Source organism: Limnohabitans sp. TS-CS-82, from assembly GCF_002943475.1.
The window spans coordinates 99,369-115,513 of record NZ_PTQX01000011.1 but is presented as its reverse complement, the minus strand read 5'-3'; the positions used below and the strand labels follow the sequence as shown (position 1 = coordinate 115,513).

Annotated in this window: 16 protein-coding genes and 2 tRNA genes; 13 read left to right on the top strand and 5 right to left on the bottom strand. The window is 56.4% G+C overall.

Going from position 1 to position 16,145, the window contains the following annotated elements; all coding sequences use genetic code 11:
* Nucleotides 1-4 precede the first annotated feature (4 nt).
* From C5F52_RS19925 to C5F52_RS19885, 9 genes are all read left to right on the top strand, one after another.
* On the top strand, nucleotides 5-1,090 hold the full coding sequence (locus C5F52_RS19925; protein WP_104800104.1) for a phosphotransferase: 1,086 nt from the start codon (nucleotides 5-7) through the stop codon (nucleotides 1,088-1,090).
* A gap of 43 nt (nucleotides 1,091-1,133) precedes the next feature.
* The gene (locus C5F52_RS19920) at nucleotides 1,134-2,396 is read left to right on the top strand and encodes an acyl-CoA dehydrogenase family protein (RefSeq protein WP_104800103.1); all 1,263 of its coding nucleotides are present in this window, start codon (nucleotides 1,134-1,136) and stop codon (nucleotides 2,394-2,396) included.
* 9 nt (nucleotides 2,397-2,405) lie between these two features.
* Nucleotides 2,406-3,110, top strand: coding sequence for a glutathione binding-like protein (locus tag C5F52_RS19915; RefSeq protein WP_104800102.1), 705 nt, complete (start codon nucleotides 2,406-2,408; stop codon nucleotides 3,108-3,110).
* An 86-nt stretch (nucleotides 3,111-3,196) separates the two neighbouring features.
* Nucleotides 3,197-4,501: an ABC transporter substrate-binding protein gene (locus tag C5F52_RS19910; protein WP_104800101.1), complete on the top strand. Its 1,305-nt coding sequence runs from the start codon at nucleotides 3,197-3,199 to the stop codon at nucleotides 4,499-4,501.
* Between the two features lie 11 nt (nucleotides 4,502-4,512).
* Entirely contained in the window at nucleotides 4,513-5,409 is an 897-nt protein-coding gene (locus C5F52_RS19905; RefSeq protein WP_104800100.1) for a branched-chain amino acid ABC transporter permease, read from the top strand.
* Nucleotides 5,410-5,411: 2 nt separating this feature from the next.
* The gene (locus tag C5F52_RS19900; protein WP_201747054.1) at nucleotides 5,412-6,362 is read left to right on the top strand and encodes a branched-chain amino acid ABC transporter permease; all 951 of its coding nucleotides are present in this window, start codon (nucleotides 5,412-5,414) and stop codon (nucleotides 6,360-6,362) included.
* Nucleotides 6,359-7,129, top strand: coding sequence for an ABC transporter ATP-binding protein (locus C5F52_RS19895; RefSeq protein WP_104800098.1), 771 nt, complete (start codon nucleotides 6,359-6,361; stop codon nucleotides 7,127-7,129). The genes C5F52_RS19900 and C5F52_RS19895 overlap by 4 nt, the downstream gene beginning before the upstream one ends.
* Complete coding sequence (locus C5F52_RS19890; protein WP_104800097.1) at nucleotides 7,122-7,772, top strand: ABC transporter ATP-binding protein; 651 nt, start codon at nucleotides 7,122-7,124, stop codon at nucleotides 7,770-7,772. The genes C5F52_RS19895 and C5F52_RS19890 overlap by 8 nt, the downstream gene beginning before the upstream one ends.
* A gap of 3 nt (nucleotides 7,773-7,775) precedes the next feature.
* Nucleotides 7,776-9,389, top strand: coding sequence for a class I adenylate-forming enzyme family protein (locus C5F52_RS19885; protein WP_104800096.1), 1,614 nt, complete (start codon nucleotides 7,776-7,778; stop codon nucleotides 9,387-9,389).
* Here the strand turns inward: C5F52_RS19885 and C5F52_RS19880 are convergent.
* On the bottom strand, nucleotides 9,386-10,636 hold the full coding sequence (locus tag C5F52_RS19880) for a VCBS repeat-containing protein (protein ID WP_161499743.1): 1,251 nt from the start codon (nucleotides 10,634-10,636) through the stop codon (nucleotides 9,386-9,388). The genes C5F52_RS19885 and C5F52_RS19880 overlap by 4 nt on opposite strands.
* A gap of 74 nt (nucleotides 10,637-10,710) precedes the next feature.
* Here C5F52_RS19880 and C5F52_RS19875 point away from each other — a divergent pair, with 74 nt between their 5' ends.
* From C5F52_RS19875 to C5F52_RS19865, 3 genes are all read left to right on the top strand, one after another.
* The gene (locus C5F52_RS19875) at nucleotides 10,711-11,307 is read left to right on the top strand and encodes a hypothetical protein (RefSeq protein ID WP_104800094.1); all 597 of its coding nucleotides are present in this window, start codon (nucleotides 10,711-10,713) and stop codon (nucleotides 11,305-11,307) included.
* Between the two features lie 71 nt (nucleotides 11,308-11,378).
* Nucleotides 11,379-12,311, top strand: a complete 933-nt coding sequence (locus C5F52_RS19870) for a hypothetical protein (RefSeq protein ID WP_104800093.1) — start codon at nucleotides 11,379-11,381, stop codon at nucleotides 12,309-12,311.
* Nucleotide 12,312: 1 nt separating this feature from the next.
* Nucleotides 12,313-12,714 (top strand): RNA-binding S4 domain-containing protein, encoded by a 402-nt coding sequence (locus C5F52_RS19865; protein ID WP_104800092.1) that lies wholly within the window; start codon nucleotides 12,313-12,315, stop codon nucleotides 12,712-12,714.
* A gap of 80 nt (nucleotides 12,715-12,794) precedes the next feature.
* Here the strand turns inward: C5F52_RS19865 and C5F52_RS19860 are convergent, their stop codons facing one another.
* The 3 genes from C5F52_RS19860 to C5F52_RS19850 all read right to left on the bottom strand — a co-directional run bounded on the left by C5F52_RS19860 (nucleotide 12,795) and on the right by C5F52_RS19850 (nucleotide 13,668).
* Nucleotides 12,795-13,433 carry an NAD(P)H-dependent oxidoreductase gene (locus C5F52_RS19860; protein ID WP_104800091.1) on the bottom strand — a complete coding sequence of 213 codons (639 nt, stop codon included), beginning with the start codon at nucleotides 13,431-13,433 and terminating at the stop codon, nucleotides 12,795-12,797.
* A gap of 41 nt (nucleotides 13,434-13,474) precedes the next feature.
* Nucleotides 13,475-13,551, bottom strand: a tRNA-Arg gene (locus C5F52_RS19855).
* Between the two features lie 40 nt (nucleotides 13,552-13,591).
* Nucleotides 13,592-13,668 (bottom strand) — tRNA-Pro (locus C5F52_RS19850).
* Nucleotides 13,669-13,763: 95 nt separating this feature from the next.
* On the opposite strand from C5F52_RS19850, the gene C5F52_RS19845 reads away from it, so the two are divergent.
* Nucleotides 13,764-15,305, top strand: a complete 1,542-nt coding sequence (locus C5F52_RS19845) for a benzoate-CoA ligase family protein (protein ID WP_104800090.1) — start codon at nucleotides 13,764-13,766, stop codon at nucleotides 15,303-15,305.
* 66 nt (nucleotides 15,306-15,371) lie between these two features.
* On the opposite strand, the gene C5F52_RS19840 is transcribed toward C5F52_RS19845, so the two are convergent.
* Nucleotides 15,372-16,130, bottom strand: a complete 759-nt coding sequence (locus tag C5F52_RS19840) for an IclR family transcriptional regulator C-terminal domain-containing protein (RefSeq protein WP_104800189.1) — start codon at nucleotides 16,128-16,130, stop codon at nucleotides 15,372-15,374.
* Between the last annotated feature and the right edge of the window lie 15 nt (nucleotides 16,131-16,145).

The window sequence follows — 16,145 nt, the reverse complement described above, 5'->3', positions numbered from 1 at the left end:
ACGCATGAGCCGGGACGATAACTTTGTTGGAACCCGGCCCGTGAGTGAGGCGCACAGCGTCGACACTGCGGTGCTCGATGACTGGCTGTGCGCGCACATGCCTGGCTTCAAGGGACCCTTGACGCTTGAAATGTTCAAAGGTGGGCAATCCAACCCCACCTACAAATTGGTGACGCCCACCAAGAGCTACGTGATGCGTGCCAAGCCTGGCCCCGTCGCCAAATTGCTGCCCTCGGCCCACGCCGTTGAACGCGAATTTGCGGTGATGAAGGGCTTGTACGGCACCGACGTTCCCGTGGCACAAATGCATGTGTTGTGCGAAGACGAATCGGTGATTGGTCGCGCCTTCTACGTGATGGAGTTCGTCGAAGGCCGTGTGCTGTGGGAGCAGTCGCTGCCGGGCATGAACAACGCCGAGCGCGGTGCCATTTACGACGAAATGAACCGTGTCATCGCCGCCTTGCACACCGTGCCTTTTGCCGAACGTGGCCTCGCCAATTACGGCAAAGCGGGCAACTACTTCGAGCGCCAAATTGGCCGCTGGAGCAAGCAGTACGTGGCCTCCGTCACGCAACCCATTCCTGAAATGGACCACTTGATGGCGTGGCTGCCCGCCAACATGCCCGCTAGTGCCTTGGATGCCAGCAAGGTCAGCATCGTGCACGGCGACTACCGCCTTGACAACTTGATGTTCCACCCCACCGAGCCGCGTGTCCTGGCGGTGCTGGACTGGGAGCTGTCCACCATTGGCCACCCGTTGGCTGACTTCAGCTACCACTGCATGGCTTGGCACATTCCACCGGGCACGTTCCGTGGTTTGGGCGGCGTGGATGTGGCGTCATTGGGCATTCCCACAGAGTCCGAATACATCCACCGCTATTGCGACCGCACGGGCTTGGCCACGCCCAGCGATCTCAAAGCGGACTGGAATTTTTACTTGGCCTACAACATGTTCCGCATCGCGGCCATCTTGCAAGGCATTGCCAAGCGCGTGGAGGCCGGAACGGCTTCAAGCGCGCAGGCCAAAGCATCTGGCGCAGGTGCGCGCCCCATGGCCGAATTGGCCTGGAAATTTGCACAACTCGCCTAACTTTCTCTCACAACAACTTCAATAACACCCCAAGGAGCCCTTCATGAATTTCGACTACACCGACAAAGTCAAGGACATGCAAGCACGCTTGCTCGCCTTTATGGACGAGCACATTTACCCGAACGAAAAACGTTTCTTTGCCGAAATCGCAGAGAACCGCGCCAAAGGCAACGCTTGGATTCCGACCAAGATCGTGGAAGAACTCAAGCCCAAAGCCCGTGCCGCTGGTTTGTGGAATTTGTTTTTGCCACACAGCCCACGCGCACCGCAAGGCTTGACCAATTTGGAATACGCACCCTTGTGCGAAATCATGGGTCGCGTGCCTTTTGCCGCAGAAATTTTCAACTGTTCAGCGCCCGACACCGGCAACATGGAAACCTTCGAGCGCTATGCCAGCGAAGCGCTCAAAGACGAATGGTTGGAGCCCTTGTTGCGCGGCGAAATTCGCTCGGCCTTCTTGATGACCGAACCCGCGGTGGCCTCATCCGACGCCACCAACATCCAATGCCGCATTGAACGTGATGGCGACGAGTACGTGATCAACGGCACCAAATGGTGGAGCTCTGGCGCCGGTGATCCCCGTTGCGCGGTCTACATCGTGATGGGCAAAACAGACCCAGAGGCACCTCGCCACTCACAACAAAGCATGATCATCGTGCCCGCTAACTCGCCTGGCGTGAAAGTGGTGCGCCCCTTGACCGTGTTTGGCTACGACGACGCGCCACACGGCCACATGGAAGTGACCTTGACCAACGTGCGTGTGCCCGTGGGCAACCTACTGCTTGGCGAAGGTCGTGGTTTCGAAATTGCACAAGGCCGCTTAGGCCCTGGCCGCATTCACCATTGCATGCGCACCATCGGTGCCGCAGAACGCGCCCTCGAATTGATGTGCCGTCGCCTCAACAGCCGCGTCGCATTTGGCAAGCCTGTGTCTGCGCAAGGCGTGTGGCACGAGCGTTTGGCCGATGCGCGCATCATGATTGAGCAAGCCCGTTTGCTCACCCTCAAAGCGGCCTACATGATGGACACCGTGGGCAACAAAGTGGCCCGCGCCGAGATCGCCATGATCAAGGTGATTGCCCCCAACATGGCCACCCAAATCATCGACTGGGCGATTCAAGCACACGGTGCAGGTGGCGTGAGCGACGACTTCCCGCTGGCCTACTCGTATGCGCATCAGCGCACCCTGCGTTTGGCCGACGGTCCTGATGAAGTGCACCGCAATGCCATCGCCAAGCTCGAACTGGCGCGCCACATTGCCACAGCGCCGCAAGACGTTGAAATGCCCATCACACGCGGCTGCTAAGGACACACGATGATCGACGTTTACTCATGGCCCACGCCCAACGGACACAAGGTCCACATCATGCTCGAAGAGTGTGGCTTGCGACTGGGGCGTGATTGGTTGGCGCATCCGATCAACATCGGACAAGGCGACCAATTCACACCTGAGTTTTTGAAGATCAGTCCGAACAACAAAATCCCCGCCATGGTCGATCCAAACGGGCCCGATGGCAAACCCATCAGCCTGTTTGAATCGGGCGCGATTTTGTTGTACTTGGCAGCGAAGACGGGCAAGCTGTTGCCCAAGAGCGATCGCGCCAAGTTTGAAGTCATGCAATGGTTGATGTTCCAAATGGGCGGCGTCGGACCCATGCTGGGCCAAGCACATCACTTTCGCATTTACGCCCCCGAGAAAATTGACTATGCCTACGACCGTTACACCAACGAAGCCAAGCGCTTGTATGGAGTGATGAACAAGCAGCTCGAAAAAACCAAATACATCGCAGGCAACAGCTACAGCATTGCCGATGTCGCTATTTTTCCGTGGCTGCGCAGTTGGCAAAACCAAGGCATCGATTGGGCCGACTACCCCACGCTCAAACAATGGTTCGACACCATCGCCGCTCGCCCTGCCGTGCAACGCGGCGTGCAAGTGCTGGCCGATCTGCGCAAGCCTTTGCAAGATGACAAAGCGCGTGAGGTCTTGTTTGGCAAGGCCCAATACAAGAGTCGCTAAGGCAACACCTCCCTAGGGTTAGCCCCCTCGGGGAACCGTTGGATTGCATTGATAGTTCGAGCACTCAACTCAAGGAGACTTCGCACATGATGACACCTCAATCCAATATGCCATGGCGCACCTTAGCGGTCGCGGCGGCACTCGCAGTGACCTCGTTCAGCGCCATGGCGCAAGAGACGTTCAAGGTCGGTGTGGTGAGTTTCTTATCCGGCCAAGCGGCAGAGAGCTTTGGCATTCCGGCGGTCAACGGCGCCAAGGTTTTGGTCGACGCGTTCAACAAAGGTCAAGCGCCTGCGCCTTACAACAAAAAGGGCTTTGGCGGCTTGACCATCGAGCCCATCTACGTCGATGAGAACGGTGGCGCGACCAAGCAAGTGCAAGAGCTGCGCAATTTGTACGACCGCGACAAAGTCGATGCCGTGGTGGGCTACGTCGGTTCTGGTGACTGCTTGGCGGTGGCGCCCGTGGCCGAAGAGATGAAGAAGTTTTTGATCTTGTACGACTGCGGCACACCACGCATTTTTGAAGACGCCAAATACAACTACGTGTTCCGCACCGCGGCCCACGCCACGATGGACAACGTGGCCTTGGCGCGCTACTTGAAGTCTCGCAACATTCCTGTGAAGACCTTCAACATGATCAACCAAGACTATGCATGGGGCCAAGACTCCCGCAAAGACTTCATGTTCTCGATGGAGAAGTTGTACCCCGATGCCAAACCCGGCGAAGATTTGCTGCCCAAGTTTGGCGCAGGTCAATACGGCACTGAAATTTCTGCCTTGATGTCCAAGCCTGCCGATTTGGTGCACTCCAGTTTGTGGGGCGGCGACTTGCAAGCATTCATCATGCAGTCCGCACCACGCGGCTTGTTCAAGCGCTCACAGGTGGTCTTGTCTGCAGGTGACCATGTGTTGCCCACCTTGGGCGAAAAAGTACCCGATGGCACGATCTTGGGTGCGCGGGGTGCTTACGGTTTGATGGCGCCGAAATCGGCCCTCAACGACTGGTGGTGGGAGTCCTACCAAAAGGCCAACAACGTCTACCCCGTGCAAGCCCCCTATCGCATGGCACAAGCCCTGCTGGGTTTGAAACTGGCCGTTGAAAAAGCCATGGCCGCCAACGGTGGCAAAAAACCAACCGCCGAGCAATTGGCCGCCGCGCTGAAAAACAGCGAGTGGGATTCACCAGCCGGCAAAATTCGCATGACCTTGGGTGGCGGTAACCAGGCCGTTCAAGACACAGCCATTGGCCGCACACGCTGGGACGCCGCAAAGAAGATGGTGATGATCGACGACATCCAGCGCTTCCCTGCTGACTGCGTGAACCCACCGGCCAACATGAAATCGGATGACTGGCTGAAGGCTGGCTTCCCTGGCGCTAAGTGCAATTGAAGGAGTAGCGCATGGAACTCGCCATCACCATTTTCATTGATGGCTTGACCTATGCGTCGTGGCTGTTCATCGTCGCCTTGGGCTTAACGCTGGTGTTTGGGGTGTTGAAAATTCTCAACATCGCACACGGCAGTTTTTATGCCCTAGGCGCGTATGCTGCCGCCACGTTTGTCGGTTGGGTGGCCACCATGCATTGGGCTCCGGGTTGGACCTTGGTGGCCATGTTCATGGCGGCAATCGCGATTGCAGTTTTGGTCGCCCCTTTGACCGAAAAAGGGCTTCTTCGTTTCTTTTATGGTCACGACGAAGTGCTGTTGGTCTTGGTGACCTACGCGCTGTTCTTGTGCATGGAAGACATCACCAAACTCATTTGGGGCGCCAACCCTTATTACGTGTCAGAGCCCTACAGCATGTTTGGCAACGTCGAGATCGGCAACCAGATTTATGTGGGCTACGACTTCTTGCTGATCGTGATCGCGGTGGTCGTGGGCTCTGTGGTGTGGTTTGGTTTGAACCGCACACGCCAAGGCAAGATCGTGACGGCCGTGATCCACAGCCCTGAGATTGCCAGCAGCATGGGGGTGAAAGTCTCCAAGGTCTACATGATGGCTTTTGGGGTGGGCGTGTTCTTAGCGGCACTGGGTGGCGCGTTCACAGCACCCATGATTTCGGTGCAACCGGGGTTGTCGGTCGGCGTGATCATCGTGTCTTTTGCAGTGGTCATCATTGGCGGCTTGGGCAGCATTGAAGGCGCTGCGATTGGCGCCTTGATCGTGGGCTTAGCACGCGCATTCGCCGTTCATGTGGTGCCAGTGGCCGAGTTGTTTTCCATCTACGTTGTGATGGCCTTGGTCTTGATGGTCAAACCTGAAGGCTTATTTCAACGCATCCAAGCACGAAAAATTTGACCATGCACTTATCGATTCGGAATTTAACGCTGTGCATGATGGTCTGCACAGCCGCCCTGCTCGCTGTCGGTTTGATCATTCCCAAATGGCTGCTGTTCATGTGCACCATGGCGTTTGCCAACGGCTTGGTGTCGCTGGGCATTGTGATGTTGATGCGTGGCGGTGTGGTGGCTTTTGGGCAAGGTCTGATGTCCGCCATCGGGGGCTACACAGCTGCCTTGATATTTCAAAAGCTCGGGTTCACGGATGGCATCGCGCTCACGCTGCTGGGCGGGCTCGCCGCCACGTTGCTGACCGCGCCCTTCGCACCGCTGCTGTCGCGCTACCGTGGCATTTTCTTTTCCATGTTGACCTTGGCGTTGTCGATGGTCGGCTACGGTATTTTGGTGAAGACCGAACGCTTGGGTGGCTCTGACGGGTTTAACTTGGGCCGCATCACCCTCGCTGGTCAAGCCCTGTCTGACGATGGCGTGGGCTACGCGCTTTACGCCCTCGCGATGTGCTTTGCCGTGGTGATGTCTTACCTGTGCCGCATTTACTTTGACTCGACCCGCGGCCTGATCACCCAAGCCATTCGCGACAACGAACTGCGTGTGGAGTATTTGGGCAGCTCCGTGCGTCACACCATGGCCTTGAACTTTGTGCTGGCCGCATTTTTGGGCGGCTGCGGCGGGGCATTGGCCGTCATGGCCTTGGGACACATTGACCCCACCTTCAGCTACTGGACCACCTCGGGCGAATTTGTGTTTGTCGCCATTTTGGCGGGCTCACAAAGCGTGGTGGCCATCATGCTGGCATCTGTGATTTTGGAAGCTGTGCGCTCGTTCTCCAGCTCATACTTTCCCAACACATGGCAGCTGGTACTGGGTTTGTTTTTGCTGTTTGTGATTCGGTTTTTACCTTTTGGCATTGGCTCGCTTTGGAGCGGCAAGCAACACAAGGAGCGCGCATGACCGCCCCCATCTTGCTGAGTGCACGGCACTTGCAAAAACAGTTTGGTGCGGTGGTTGCCGCACAAGACTTGTGCATCGACATTCCTGTGGGCCAGCGCGTGAGCTTGATCGGCAGCAACGGTGCCGGCAAAACCACTTTCGTCAACATGATCACGGGCTACCTCAAGCCCGATCAAGGCACCATTCATTTGGGCGAGACTGACATCACGCCCATGTCGCCGCGGCAAATCACACGCTTGGGCGTGGCTCGCTCGTTTCAAATCCCGCAGCTCTACCCCACCTTGAGTGTGATGGACAACATGCTGGTCGCCATGGCCTGTCACGGCAATCGACTGTCCGTCTGGCGCCCTGCTGCGCAAGCTGAGGAAATCGAGCGCGGCGCCGCCTTGCTGGAACGGTTTGAATTGATTCAGCACCGAAACCGTCGCGTCAGCGAGTTGCCGGGTGGTGTGCGTAAATTACTAGACATCGCTTTGGCCATGACCGGTTCGCCCAAGCTGCTGCTGTTGGATGAACCCACGAGCGGGGTCTCAGCAGAAGAGAAATTTCCGATGATGGAAACCGTCATGCGCGGGCTCGGGGACGAACCCTTGACCGCTTTGTTTGTGGAGCACGACATGGACATTGTGCGTCGCCATGCGGACCGCATCATTGCCTTCTACAGCGGTCGCGTGATCGCCGACGACACGCCCGAGAAAGCACTCGCCACCGACGATGTGCGCCGTTACGTCACGGGTGAATTACGCCAGGAGGTGGCCCATGCTTGAAGTTCAAGACCTGCATGTGGCCATCGAATCGGTCCAAGTGCTGCGTGGCATCAGCCTGCAAGTGCCGCTCGGAAAAATGACAGGTTTAGTGGGGCGCAATGGCGCCGGCAAAACCAGTTTGATGCGCAGCGTGATGGGACATTTGCCTGTTCATCAAGGACGCGTCACCTTCAAAGGCCAAGACTTGACCGCCTTGCCCCCCGAAGCGCGTGCGCGTTTAGGCATTGGCTACATGCCCGAAGATCGCGGCTTGGTGCCCGAGTTGACGGTGGAAGAAAACATCTTGATTCCGCTGTGGGTTTCACCACATCTCAACGTCGACCAACGCTTGGCCTTTGTGTACGACGTGCTGCCCGAGCTCAAAGCCATGTCACAGCGCAAGGCGCTGCTGCTGTCGGGCGGTCAACAAAAGTTGGTGGCCTTGGCCCGCGCCCTTGGCATTGGCACACACCTGTTGATGCTGGACGAGCCGTTTGAAGGCGTGGCACCTGCCCTGTCCATGCGTTTGAGCGAGGTCATTTCGGGTTTGCGCGGCAACGATTTGTCGGTACTGATCTCGCAATCAGATTTGAACCATTCCAGCAGTTTGATTGACCACACCGTGGTGATTGAACGCGGTGCCAACTTACTCACAACCGCCTGATTGATGCACTGGCCTACGCAAACGCTACCCCCTCAGCGCGTCGAAGCATGGGGAAACGATCGCTTGGTGCGCTGCTTTGTACAACGCCCCACCTCTTTACTCAGCATGTTGGTGCGTGCCAAAGACCTGCATGGCGCACGCGATGCGGTCATCTTTGACGCACAGCGTTGGACTTATGAAGAGACGTGGCACGAGGTACAACGCACCGCACAGGCGCTGCACAGCTTAGGAATTGGAGCGGGCGACCGGGTGGCCCTGTTCGTCAGCAACCGCCCTGAATTCGTCTTTGTGCTGTTTGCCGTTCAGTACTTGGGCGCCATTGCCGTGCCTGTGGGCACCCGAGAGCAGCGTCCGGGCTTGACCTTCATCTTGAACCAATGCGAGGCCAAGGCCGTGGTGTTTGATGGCGTGCTGGCCGATCGCATTCCCACCCAAACCGATGTGCCCAGTCTGCAGGCCCGTTTGAGTTTGGACGATGTGCAGGCAGACGACATCATTTTGTGGCCGTCACTTGAACATGCGGCCATCAATAACAATGACACCGCACTTGCTAGCCACACGGCACACGGAGCTGATGTGGCGGTCATCCTCTACACCTCCGGCACCACAGGCAACCCCAAAGGGGCCATGCTCACGCAGCAAAACATTGCCCATTCGGTGATGCATTTTGAACATGGCATGGGCTTGACCTGTGACGACAAATCGGCCTTGGCCGTGCCCGCCAGCCATGTGACGGGACTGATTGCCATCATCGCCACGATGGTGCATGTGGGTGGCGCCGTGGTGGTGTTGCCTGAATTCAAAGCGGCGGGGTTTTTAGACACCGTGGCCCACGAAAAAATCACGCACACCTTGATGGTGCCCGCCATGTACAACCTGTGCTTGATGTCCGCGAACTTTCAAGCATCCACGCTACAAAGCTGGCGCTTAGGCGGCTATGGCGGCGCGCCTATGCCTGTTCATGTGATCGAGCAATTGGCCAAAGAACTGCCCCAGCTTGACCTGCGCAACGCCTATGGCGCCACCGAAACCACCTCCCCCGTGACGCTGATGCCTGCAGGCGCTAACCGCTTGCATGCCGACACAGTGGGCGCGGTGCTGCCCTGCGGCGATGTGCGCGTGATGGACGACGAGGGCTGCGAAGTCGCGCCAGGTGACACCGGTGAGTTGTGGATCAGCGGCCCCATGGTGGTGCCTGGGTATTGGAACAACCCGCAAGCCACCGCGCAATCGTTCACGGCAGGCCATTGGCACTCGGGTGATTTGGGCTCCGTCGATGCGCAAGGTTTTGTGCGCATCTTTGACCGTAAAAAAGACATGCTCAACCGAGGCGGTTTCAAGATTTACTCGGTCGAGGTGGAAAACTGCCTGACCCGCATCGAAGGCGTGTTGGAGGCGGCCATCGTGGGCAAGCCCTGCCCCGTCTTGGGTGAACGCGTGCATGCGTTCATTTATGCCCCGAACGACGCGCCAGAAGAAGCCAGCGTCATCGCGCATTGCCGCGCCGCATTGGCGGATTACAAGGTGCCCGAATCGTTCACCTGGCTGGAGACGCCCTTGCCTCGCAATGCGAATGGCAAGGTGCTCAAGCGCTTGCTCAGGACCGAGATGGCTTAAGGTGCGATGTCAAACGCGCAGCGCTGAGAGCCGATGGCGCATGCACCATCAAAAGCAACCAAGTGCCCTGCCATGTTGATTTTGAATTGCGACACAAAACCGTCGGTGGGCGCGTATCCACTAGGTAGAGACAAAACACCGTTGTTGCCACCTTGCAAATTGAGCAAGACGTTTGAAGAACTGATCGTGCTGGCACTTTCGTATTTCAAAACCACCATTTCCGTGGCTGTTTGGGCCGACTCGACACCTACGTTCTTGGCCAACACATACAAAGACTGGCTATCGGCCACCACGTCGTAAAACTTCACCGCCACACTGTTGATGAGTTTGTCCTCAAACATGGCTGAAGCACCGGTGGAGGGGCTGACGTAGAAATGCCCCTGAGTGCCGCTGACGCTGTTGTTCTTCAGATAAATGGCGGTCGAATTGGCACCTGCTCCTGTACCGGCGATGACCAAATCTGGATTGGCATTGGCTTGTGGGATCAAGAACACTTTGCGATGCAGGGTTGGAAAACTGGGCACAACACCATTGATGGGCGGGCCTCCACTTGTGGGGACACGTCCGGTCGTGTCTTTGGTAAAGCTAGACGCCCCATTTTTGAGCCCGTCGTTGAGCAAGGCCACGCTTAAATTGTTGTCGGTCACCACCAAATCAATGTCGCCATCACCATCGATGTCACCCGCAGCAGCGCCCCAGGACTGCAACCCGAAGCCGGTTTCCTGCCGGACATATCCAGTCTGTCCCGAGCCCGTGCGGCTCATGAAGAAAACTTGCTGCATCGCCGCAGTACCGCCGCATGCGACGTAAATATCAGGTTTGCCGTCGCCATTGAAATCGGCCGAGATAGCTTGGACCACGTGAGTACAAACGGTGCGATCGGTCAACAGGTCAGCCGTGGCATCGGTCCATGTACCTGCGTCATTTTTTTTCAAGAAATAGGCTTTGGCTGCGCCGTTGGCTTGATTCGCGGCGACGAAGGCGGAATATTTGCCCTCTTGGAAAAAATCGCCAAATGCCAAAGACTCAGGAACCTGGGTCCACAGTGCCGCGTCAGCGGCCATCACTGGAATTTGCGAGACATCCAAAGCTGCAACGCGCAGGTTTTTGTTTTCGTACGAGGTCGCTAAAACAGCCAAGGGCGTCGGCGCCACTTTGGCATCGGGCCCTGCGCTGCCACCGCCACCGCCACAACCTGTCAACGCGAGTGCCGTCCATACCAACCATCCGGGAAACATGTTTTTCATAAGGTTCTTCATCGGTTTGAATTCACTTTACTTGACATTTGTGGGGCGTCTCACAGTTGCTGATAAAGTTATCCATGTTGCAACCGATGTATTTCAAATCCATGTTTCAGAAGTTTTGCCTCTCTCTTTGCCTGCTGTGTGTGCTCGGCACCAGTGCGTTCGCACAAGGCAAGCCTTCGGAAACATTGGCACCCCGCGCGATTTTGGCCAGACCCCCTCAGTCAGGCAACGAGCCCATGCTGTTGTTGGCGCCCAAAAATCGCCCCATGACCGAGCCCATTGCACACACCACCAAGCTTGAGTATTTCGACTGTGACGGCATCGTGGCACCTTGGTTCCGTGAGTTGGTCGTGGCAGAGATGAACTACTTCGCCGAGCTGTCTGAGCTTCCCTTTGTCAAAGGCGACGCTTGTGTCGTGAGCATTGGCACCACCAAAAGCTTGACGCCTGGGCGCATCAGCATTCATCTCTACACCAATCTGCAACGTTTGTCGGCTTGCATCCGCAGCGAGCAGTGCCCCGTCTTTCGTAGCGTCAGCTTGATTCCCAAGGACTTGGTGCTTTACCGCTCCTACTTTTTGTCAGACATGTCACGTAAGCTGATCGCACAGCACTGTGTAACCGACAAAGGTAAGCTACACAGCGATACCACCTGCTACACGGTACCTTGATTATTTTGACGGGCACGCTAAAGCCCTCGCCAGCGGTGTCGATCTTCTTAAGACTCAAGTTCGCGTTTGTCATGAAGCCCACCACCCGTTTATCTTTTCTACACCTGCTCATCCTGTTGCTTGGCGCATGGGGAGCTTGGCTCACGCCCGTTTGGGCCAACGAACCCAAAAAATCTGTTGTGCCTGAGATTGAGGAAAAAAAATTCAAATACGCCGATGAAGAAGGTGAAACCGGTCGCAGCGGCTATGTCTACAAACGCGCGCTCCGGCCTAACGAAGAGGAGCCCAAACCTAAATCTTGGGAGCCTGCCAAAGAACCCAAAGCTGCGCCCAAAGATGAGCACGGAAAACCCGATGCCCATGGTGAGAAAAAAGTAGAAAAGAAAGATGACGGCCACGACGCGCCTAAAAAAGAAGAAAAGAAAAAAGACGACAAAAAGGACGCTAAAAAAAGTGGCGATGGACACGGTGATGCGCATGGCAAAGCCAAACCACCAAGCCCCATCCTCAGTGCCGTTTATGACCCCGAAGTCATCAAGCTCGATATCACACATCGCCCCTTGACCAAAGCCGTGCAAAGCAACGCCTACGCTGATTACTTTTTGTGCCGCAAAACCATCTCTGACAAATACCGCGACACCGTGTTGGATGAAATCAATACCTTTGCAGACCGCATGGGGCTGCCGCGTGCGCAAGACACACCCTGCATGGTCAAAGTGGCCAAAGCCAATACCAAGTTGCCTGGTGCCATTTACATTGAGTTTTATGTTGACGAATTGGCCGCTAAAGAGTGCATCAAGCAGGGTGAATGCGGATCAACCCGACTCGTGATGCTGTTCCCCAAAGACAAAACCGGTAAAAAAAGCAAAGACGTCTACCGCTCTTACGTGTTAACTGATGAACGAAAGTACCGCAGAGCGTCGTTTTGCGTGTCACCCCAAGGGCAACTTTTGGGTGAAAAAAGCTGTTACGTGGCTGTGAATCCTGATTGGCTGTTCAACTGACATGGACAGCCTTCGCATCGACAAATGGCTTTGGGCGGCTCGGTTTTACAAAACACGCAGCCTCGCCAGCGATGAGGTGAGTAAAAACCGCGTTCAGATCAACGGGCAAGATGCCAAGCCTTCACGCGAAGTGAAGGTGGGTAACACGGTTTGTATTCGCCAAGGTCAGATCGAAAAAACAGTCACGGTCAAAGGTATCAGTGCCGTGCGCGGCCCTGCTCCTGCGGCGCAATTGCTCTACGAAGAAACGCCCGAAAGTCTGGCCAAGCGCACGCGCGAAGCCGAACAAAACCGACTGGCACGTGAGCCCGCACACAGCATTGAACACGGGCGCCCCACCAAACGCGATCGCCGCCAAATTGAGCATGCATGGAATGATCGCTGGAGTGCCAGCGCAGACTGAAACGAAACAAGCCCGCTGAAACGAATCGTCTGAGCGGGCTTGTTCAAGTCAGCGCCGAAACGCTGGATCTCGCGGGTGGATCAGTTCACTTCAGTGATGAACTCAGCGTTGGGACGACGCACTTTTTTCAAGTTCACCAACCAGTCTTTGTCGGCTTCGCGGTAGCCCAACGGCAAAATCACCACGCTGCGCAAACCACGGGCACGCAAGCCCAAAATCTCATCCACAGCGGCAGGCTCAAAGCCTTCCATGGGGGTGCAATCGACGCCCTCAAACGCGGCAGACATCATGGCGGCAGCCAAACCGATGTAGGCTTGGCGGGCCGCATGCTGGAAATTCACCTCGGCATCACGCGCGGGGTAATTGGTCAACAACATGTTGCGGTAGTTTTCCCAGCCTTCGTTGGTGCCGCCGCGCTCTGCGTTGGTCAAATCAAACATGTGGTTGATGCGCTCGGCGGTGTAGTTGTCCCAAGCCGCAAACACCAAGAGGTGCGAACAATCGGTCACCTGTTGTTGGCCAAACGCCTTAGGCTTGATTTGTTCGAGCACCGCTTTGTTCTTCACCACGACGATCTCGAAGGGTTGCAGACCACTGGATGTGGGAGCCAAGCGTGCGGCTTCCAAAATCAGGGCCACTTTGTCTTCGGACACCGGTTTGGCAGCGTCGAGTTTTTTAGCGGCATAACGCCATTGGAGCTTTTGGATCAGTTCAGACATGGGTGCTTTCTAAAATTAGGCCGAATTAGCCCATTGAACCTTGGCCTGCCCGACTGGGATCGAACCAGTGACCCACAACTTAGAAGGTTGTTGCTCTATCCAACTGAGCTACGGGCAGACATGAAAAAAGGCTCCCAAAAGGGAGCCTTTTCATGAAATGGTCGGGGCGATAGGATTCGAACCTACGACCCTCTGGTCCCAAACCAGATGCGCTACCAGACTGCGCTACGCCCCGATGACGATTATTGTAACCTGAAATAAGCGCGGGGAAACCATGATGCAATATATTGCCGAAAGTCTGTAGAGTTGCAATTTAATGCAGGAGACGCAATGCAACCGATCATCAACATTCCACGCCAGTACAACGCCGCCCAAGCTTTGCTAGAACGCAACACGCGGCGTGCAGACAAAGTGGCGTTCATCGACGCCATATCAGGCCGTACGCTGACCTTTGGTCAACTCAACACGCAAGCGTACCGCTTTGCCAATGTGCTGCGCGCACAAGGGTTCGAGCCTGAAAGTCGTTTGATGCTGTGCATGCTCGACACGCCGCAGTGGCCGGTGGTGTTTTTGGGTTGCATGCTGGCAGGCGTCGTGCCGGTCGCCACCAACACACTGCTGACCACCAAAGATTTTGATTACATGCTGCGCGACTCCCGCGCACGCGGCTTGGTGGTCTCCAGCGCCCTGCTGCCAGCCTTTCAAACATTGATCGGCCAATTGCCCGACTTGAAAACCGTGATCGTGGCAGGTGGAACCGATACGCATCCGCATGCGTCGCTCGACACACTGCTGGCCAACGCGTCGCCTGAGATGACATGTGAGGCCACCTGCGCCGACGACATGTGTTTTTGGCTCTATTCCAGCGGCTCCACCGGTTCGCCCAAAGGCACCGTGCATTTGCACAGCCACATGATGCAGACCGCCGAGTTGTATGGCCGCGGCGTGCTGGGGATTCAAGAAAGCGACGTGGTGTATTCCGCCGCCAAGCTGTTCTTTGCTTATGGTTTGGGCAATGCCTTGACTTTTCCGCTCTATGCGGGCGCGACCACGGTGCTGCTGCCAGCACGCCCCACGCCCACGGATGTGTTCGCCATTCTTGAAAAACACCAGCCCACCATTTTTTATGGCGTCCCCACTTTGTATGCCTCGCTGATGGCAGACCCGAAGCGCCCCAAAAAGTCAGACCTCAATCTGCGCGTGTGCACCAGCGCAGGCGAAGCCTTGCCCGCAGAAATCGGAAAGAAGTGGAACGCTGAATACGGCTGCGAAATTTTGGATGGCATCGGCTCCACAGAAATGCTGCACATCTTTTTGAGCAACCGACCTGGTGAAGTGCGCTACGGCACCACAGGCAAAGCTGTGCCGGGTTATGAGCTGCGTATCGTCGGCGACGATGGCCGAATCTGCGGCGATGACGAGTTGGGTGAATTACAAATCAACGGCCCCAGTGCCGCGCTGATGTACTGGAACAACCGCGAGAAAACCAAAGCCACCTTTGCCGGTGAATGGACCCGCAGTGGCGACAAATACATCCGCGATGCCGACGGCTACTACACCTACGGTGGGCGCAGCGACGACATGCTCAAAGTTGGCGGTATTTACGTCTCACCCTTTGAGGTCGAAGCCTCGCTGATGACGCACCCCAGCATCTTGGAAGCTGCGGTGGTGGGCGTGGCCGATGTCGATGAACTCATCAAACCCAAAGCCTATGTGGTGCTCATAGCGGGCGAGAACGTCAGCGCTGAAGATTTGAAGCAACATGTGAAAGCGCAATTGGCGCCCTACAAATATCCGCGCTGGATTGAGTTCGTCACCGAGTTGCCCAAAACCGCGACAGGCAAGATTCAGCGTTTCAAGTTACGCGCTTGAACGGAGGGGCGTCGATACAGTCGATACAAGGACAGGCGTTCATCAACCTGCATTGCCCCTCACGCCTCAAAGCAAGGCCCGCAGCTCTTGTGCGGCGCCTTGCAACAGCGGTAAAAAACGCTGCTGAATTTGTGGCACGGTCATTTCGGCCGCAGACAGCACCACATTCAAAGCCGCCACGGTTTTGCCTTGTGCATTACGCAAAGGCACAGACATGGCGCTCACCCCCAACTCGTGCTCTTCGCAACTGATGACGAAATCATCGGTTTGCGCTTGCGCAATGCGAGCGCGTAAGACCTTGGCGTCCGTCACGGTATGCCCCGTGAAACGCGGTAACTCACGCCCTTTCAACCACGCATTCAACGCCGTCTTGGTTTGAGCCGCCAGCAGCACACGCCCTGTGGATGTGGCGTGCGCAGGCAAGCGCGCCCCCAAATGCAAACCGTAAGCCATGACACGCGCCACATCGCTGCGCGCCACGATGACCACCTCTTCATCGTCCAACACCACCGCAGAAAAAGAGTGCACCGATTGCACCGCCAAACGGTTCAAGGTGGGCTGCACCACGCGCGGCAAACGCGATGACGCCAAGTAGCTGCCTGAAAACCGCATCACCTTCGAGGCCAACCAAAAGTAGCTACCGTCGGTTTCCAAATAACCCAAGTGACTGAGGGTGAGCAAATGCCGACGCGCCGCAGCGCGGGTGATGCCCGCACGCTGAGCCGCCAAGGTGGCATTAAGTCGCTGGCGCTCGGTGTCAAAACTTTCAAGGACCGCCATGCCTTTGACCATGCCCTCGATTAAATCTGCTTTTGCAATCGCCATACAGGCCTCCACGCT

Bases quoted from the DNA above. Each gene is read 5' to 3' on its own strand.
- C5F52_RS19880 (WP_161499743.1), bottom strand. From the start codon at position 10,636: ATGAAAAACATGTTTCCCGGATGGTTGGTATGGACGGCACTCGCGTTG.
- C5F52_RS19895 (WP_104800098.1), top strand. From the start codon at position 6,359: ATGACCGCCCCCATCTTGCTGAGTGCACGGCACTTGCAAAAACAGTTT.
- C5F52_RS19910 (WP_104800101.1), top strand. From the start codon at position 3,197: ATGATGACACCTCAATCCAATATGCCATGGCGCACCTTAGCGGTCGCG.
- C5F52_RS19860 (WP_104800091.1), bottom strand. From the start codon at position 13,433: ATGTCTGAACTGATCCAAAAGCTCCAATGGCGTTATGCCGCTAAAAAA.
- C5F52_RS19865 (WP_104800092.1), top strand. From the start codon at position 12,313: ATGGACAGCCTTCGCATCGACAAATGGCTTTGGGCGGCTCGGTTTTAC.
- C5F52_RS19915 (WP_104800102.1), top strand. From the start codon at position 2,406: ATGATCGACGTTTACTCATGGCCCACGCCCAACGGACACAAGGTCCAC.
- C5F52_RS19905 (WP_104800100.1), top strand. From the start codon at position 4,513: ATGGAACTCGCCATCACCATTTTCATTGATGGCTTGACCTATGCGTCG.
- C5F52_RS19920 (WP_104800103.1), top strand. From the start codon at position 1,134: ATGAATTTCGACTACACCGACAAAGTCAAGGACATGCAAGCACGCTTG.
- C5F52_RS19875 (WP_104800094.1), top strand. From the start codon at position 10,711: ATGTTGCAACCGATGTATTTCAAATCCATGTTTCAGAAGTTTTGCCTC.
- C5F52_RS19900 (WP_201747054.1), top strand. From the start codon at position 5,412: ATGCACTTATCGATTCGGAATTTAACGCTGTGCATGATGGTCTGCACA.
- C5F52_RS19885 (WP_104800096.1), top strand. From the start codon at position 7,776: ATGCACTGGCCTACGCAAACGCTACCCCCTCAGCGCGTCGAAGCATGG.
- C5F52_RS19840 (WP_104800189.1), bottom strand. From the start codon at position 16,130: ATGGCGATTGCAAAAGCAGATTTAATCGAGGGCATGGTCAAAGGCATG.
- C5F52_RS19890 (WP_104800097.1), top strand. From the start codon at position 7,122: ATGCTTGAAGTTCAAGACCTGCATGTGGCCATCGAATCGGTCCAAGTG.
- C5F52_RS19925 (WP_104800104.1), top strand. From the start codon at position 5: ATGAGCCGGGACGATAACTTTGTTGGAACCCGGCCCGTGAGTGAGGCG.
- C5F52_RS19845 (WP_104800090.1), top strand. From the start codon at position 13,764: ATGCAACCGATCATCAACATTCCACGCCAGTACAACGCCGCCCAAGCT.
- C5F52_RS19870 (WP_104800093.1), top strand. From the start codon at position 11,379: ATGAAGCCCACCACCCGTTTATCTTTTCTACACCTGCTCATCCTGTTG.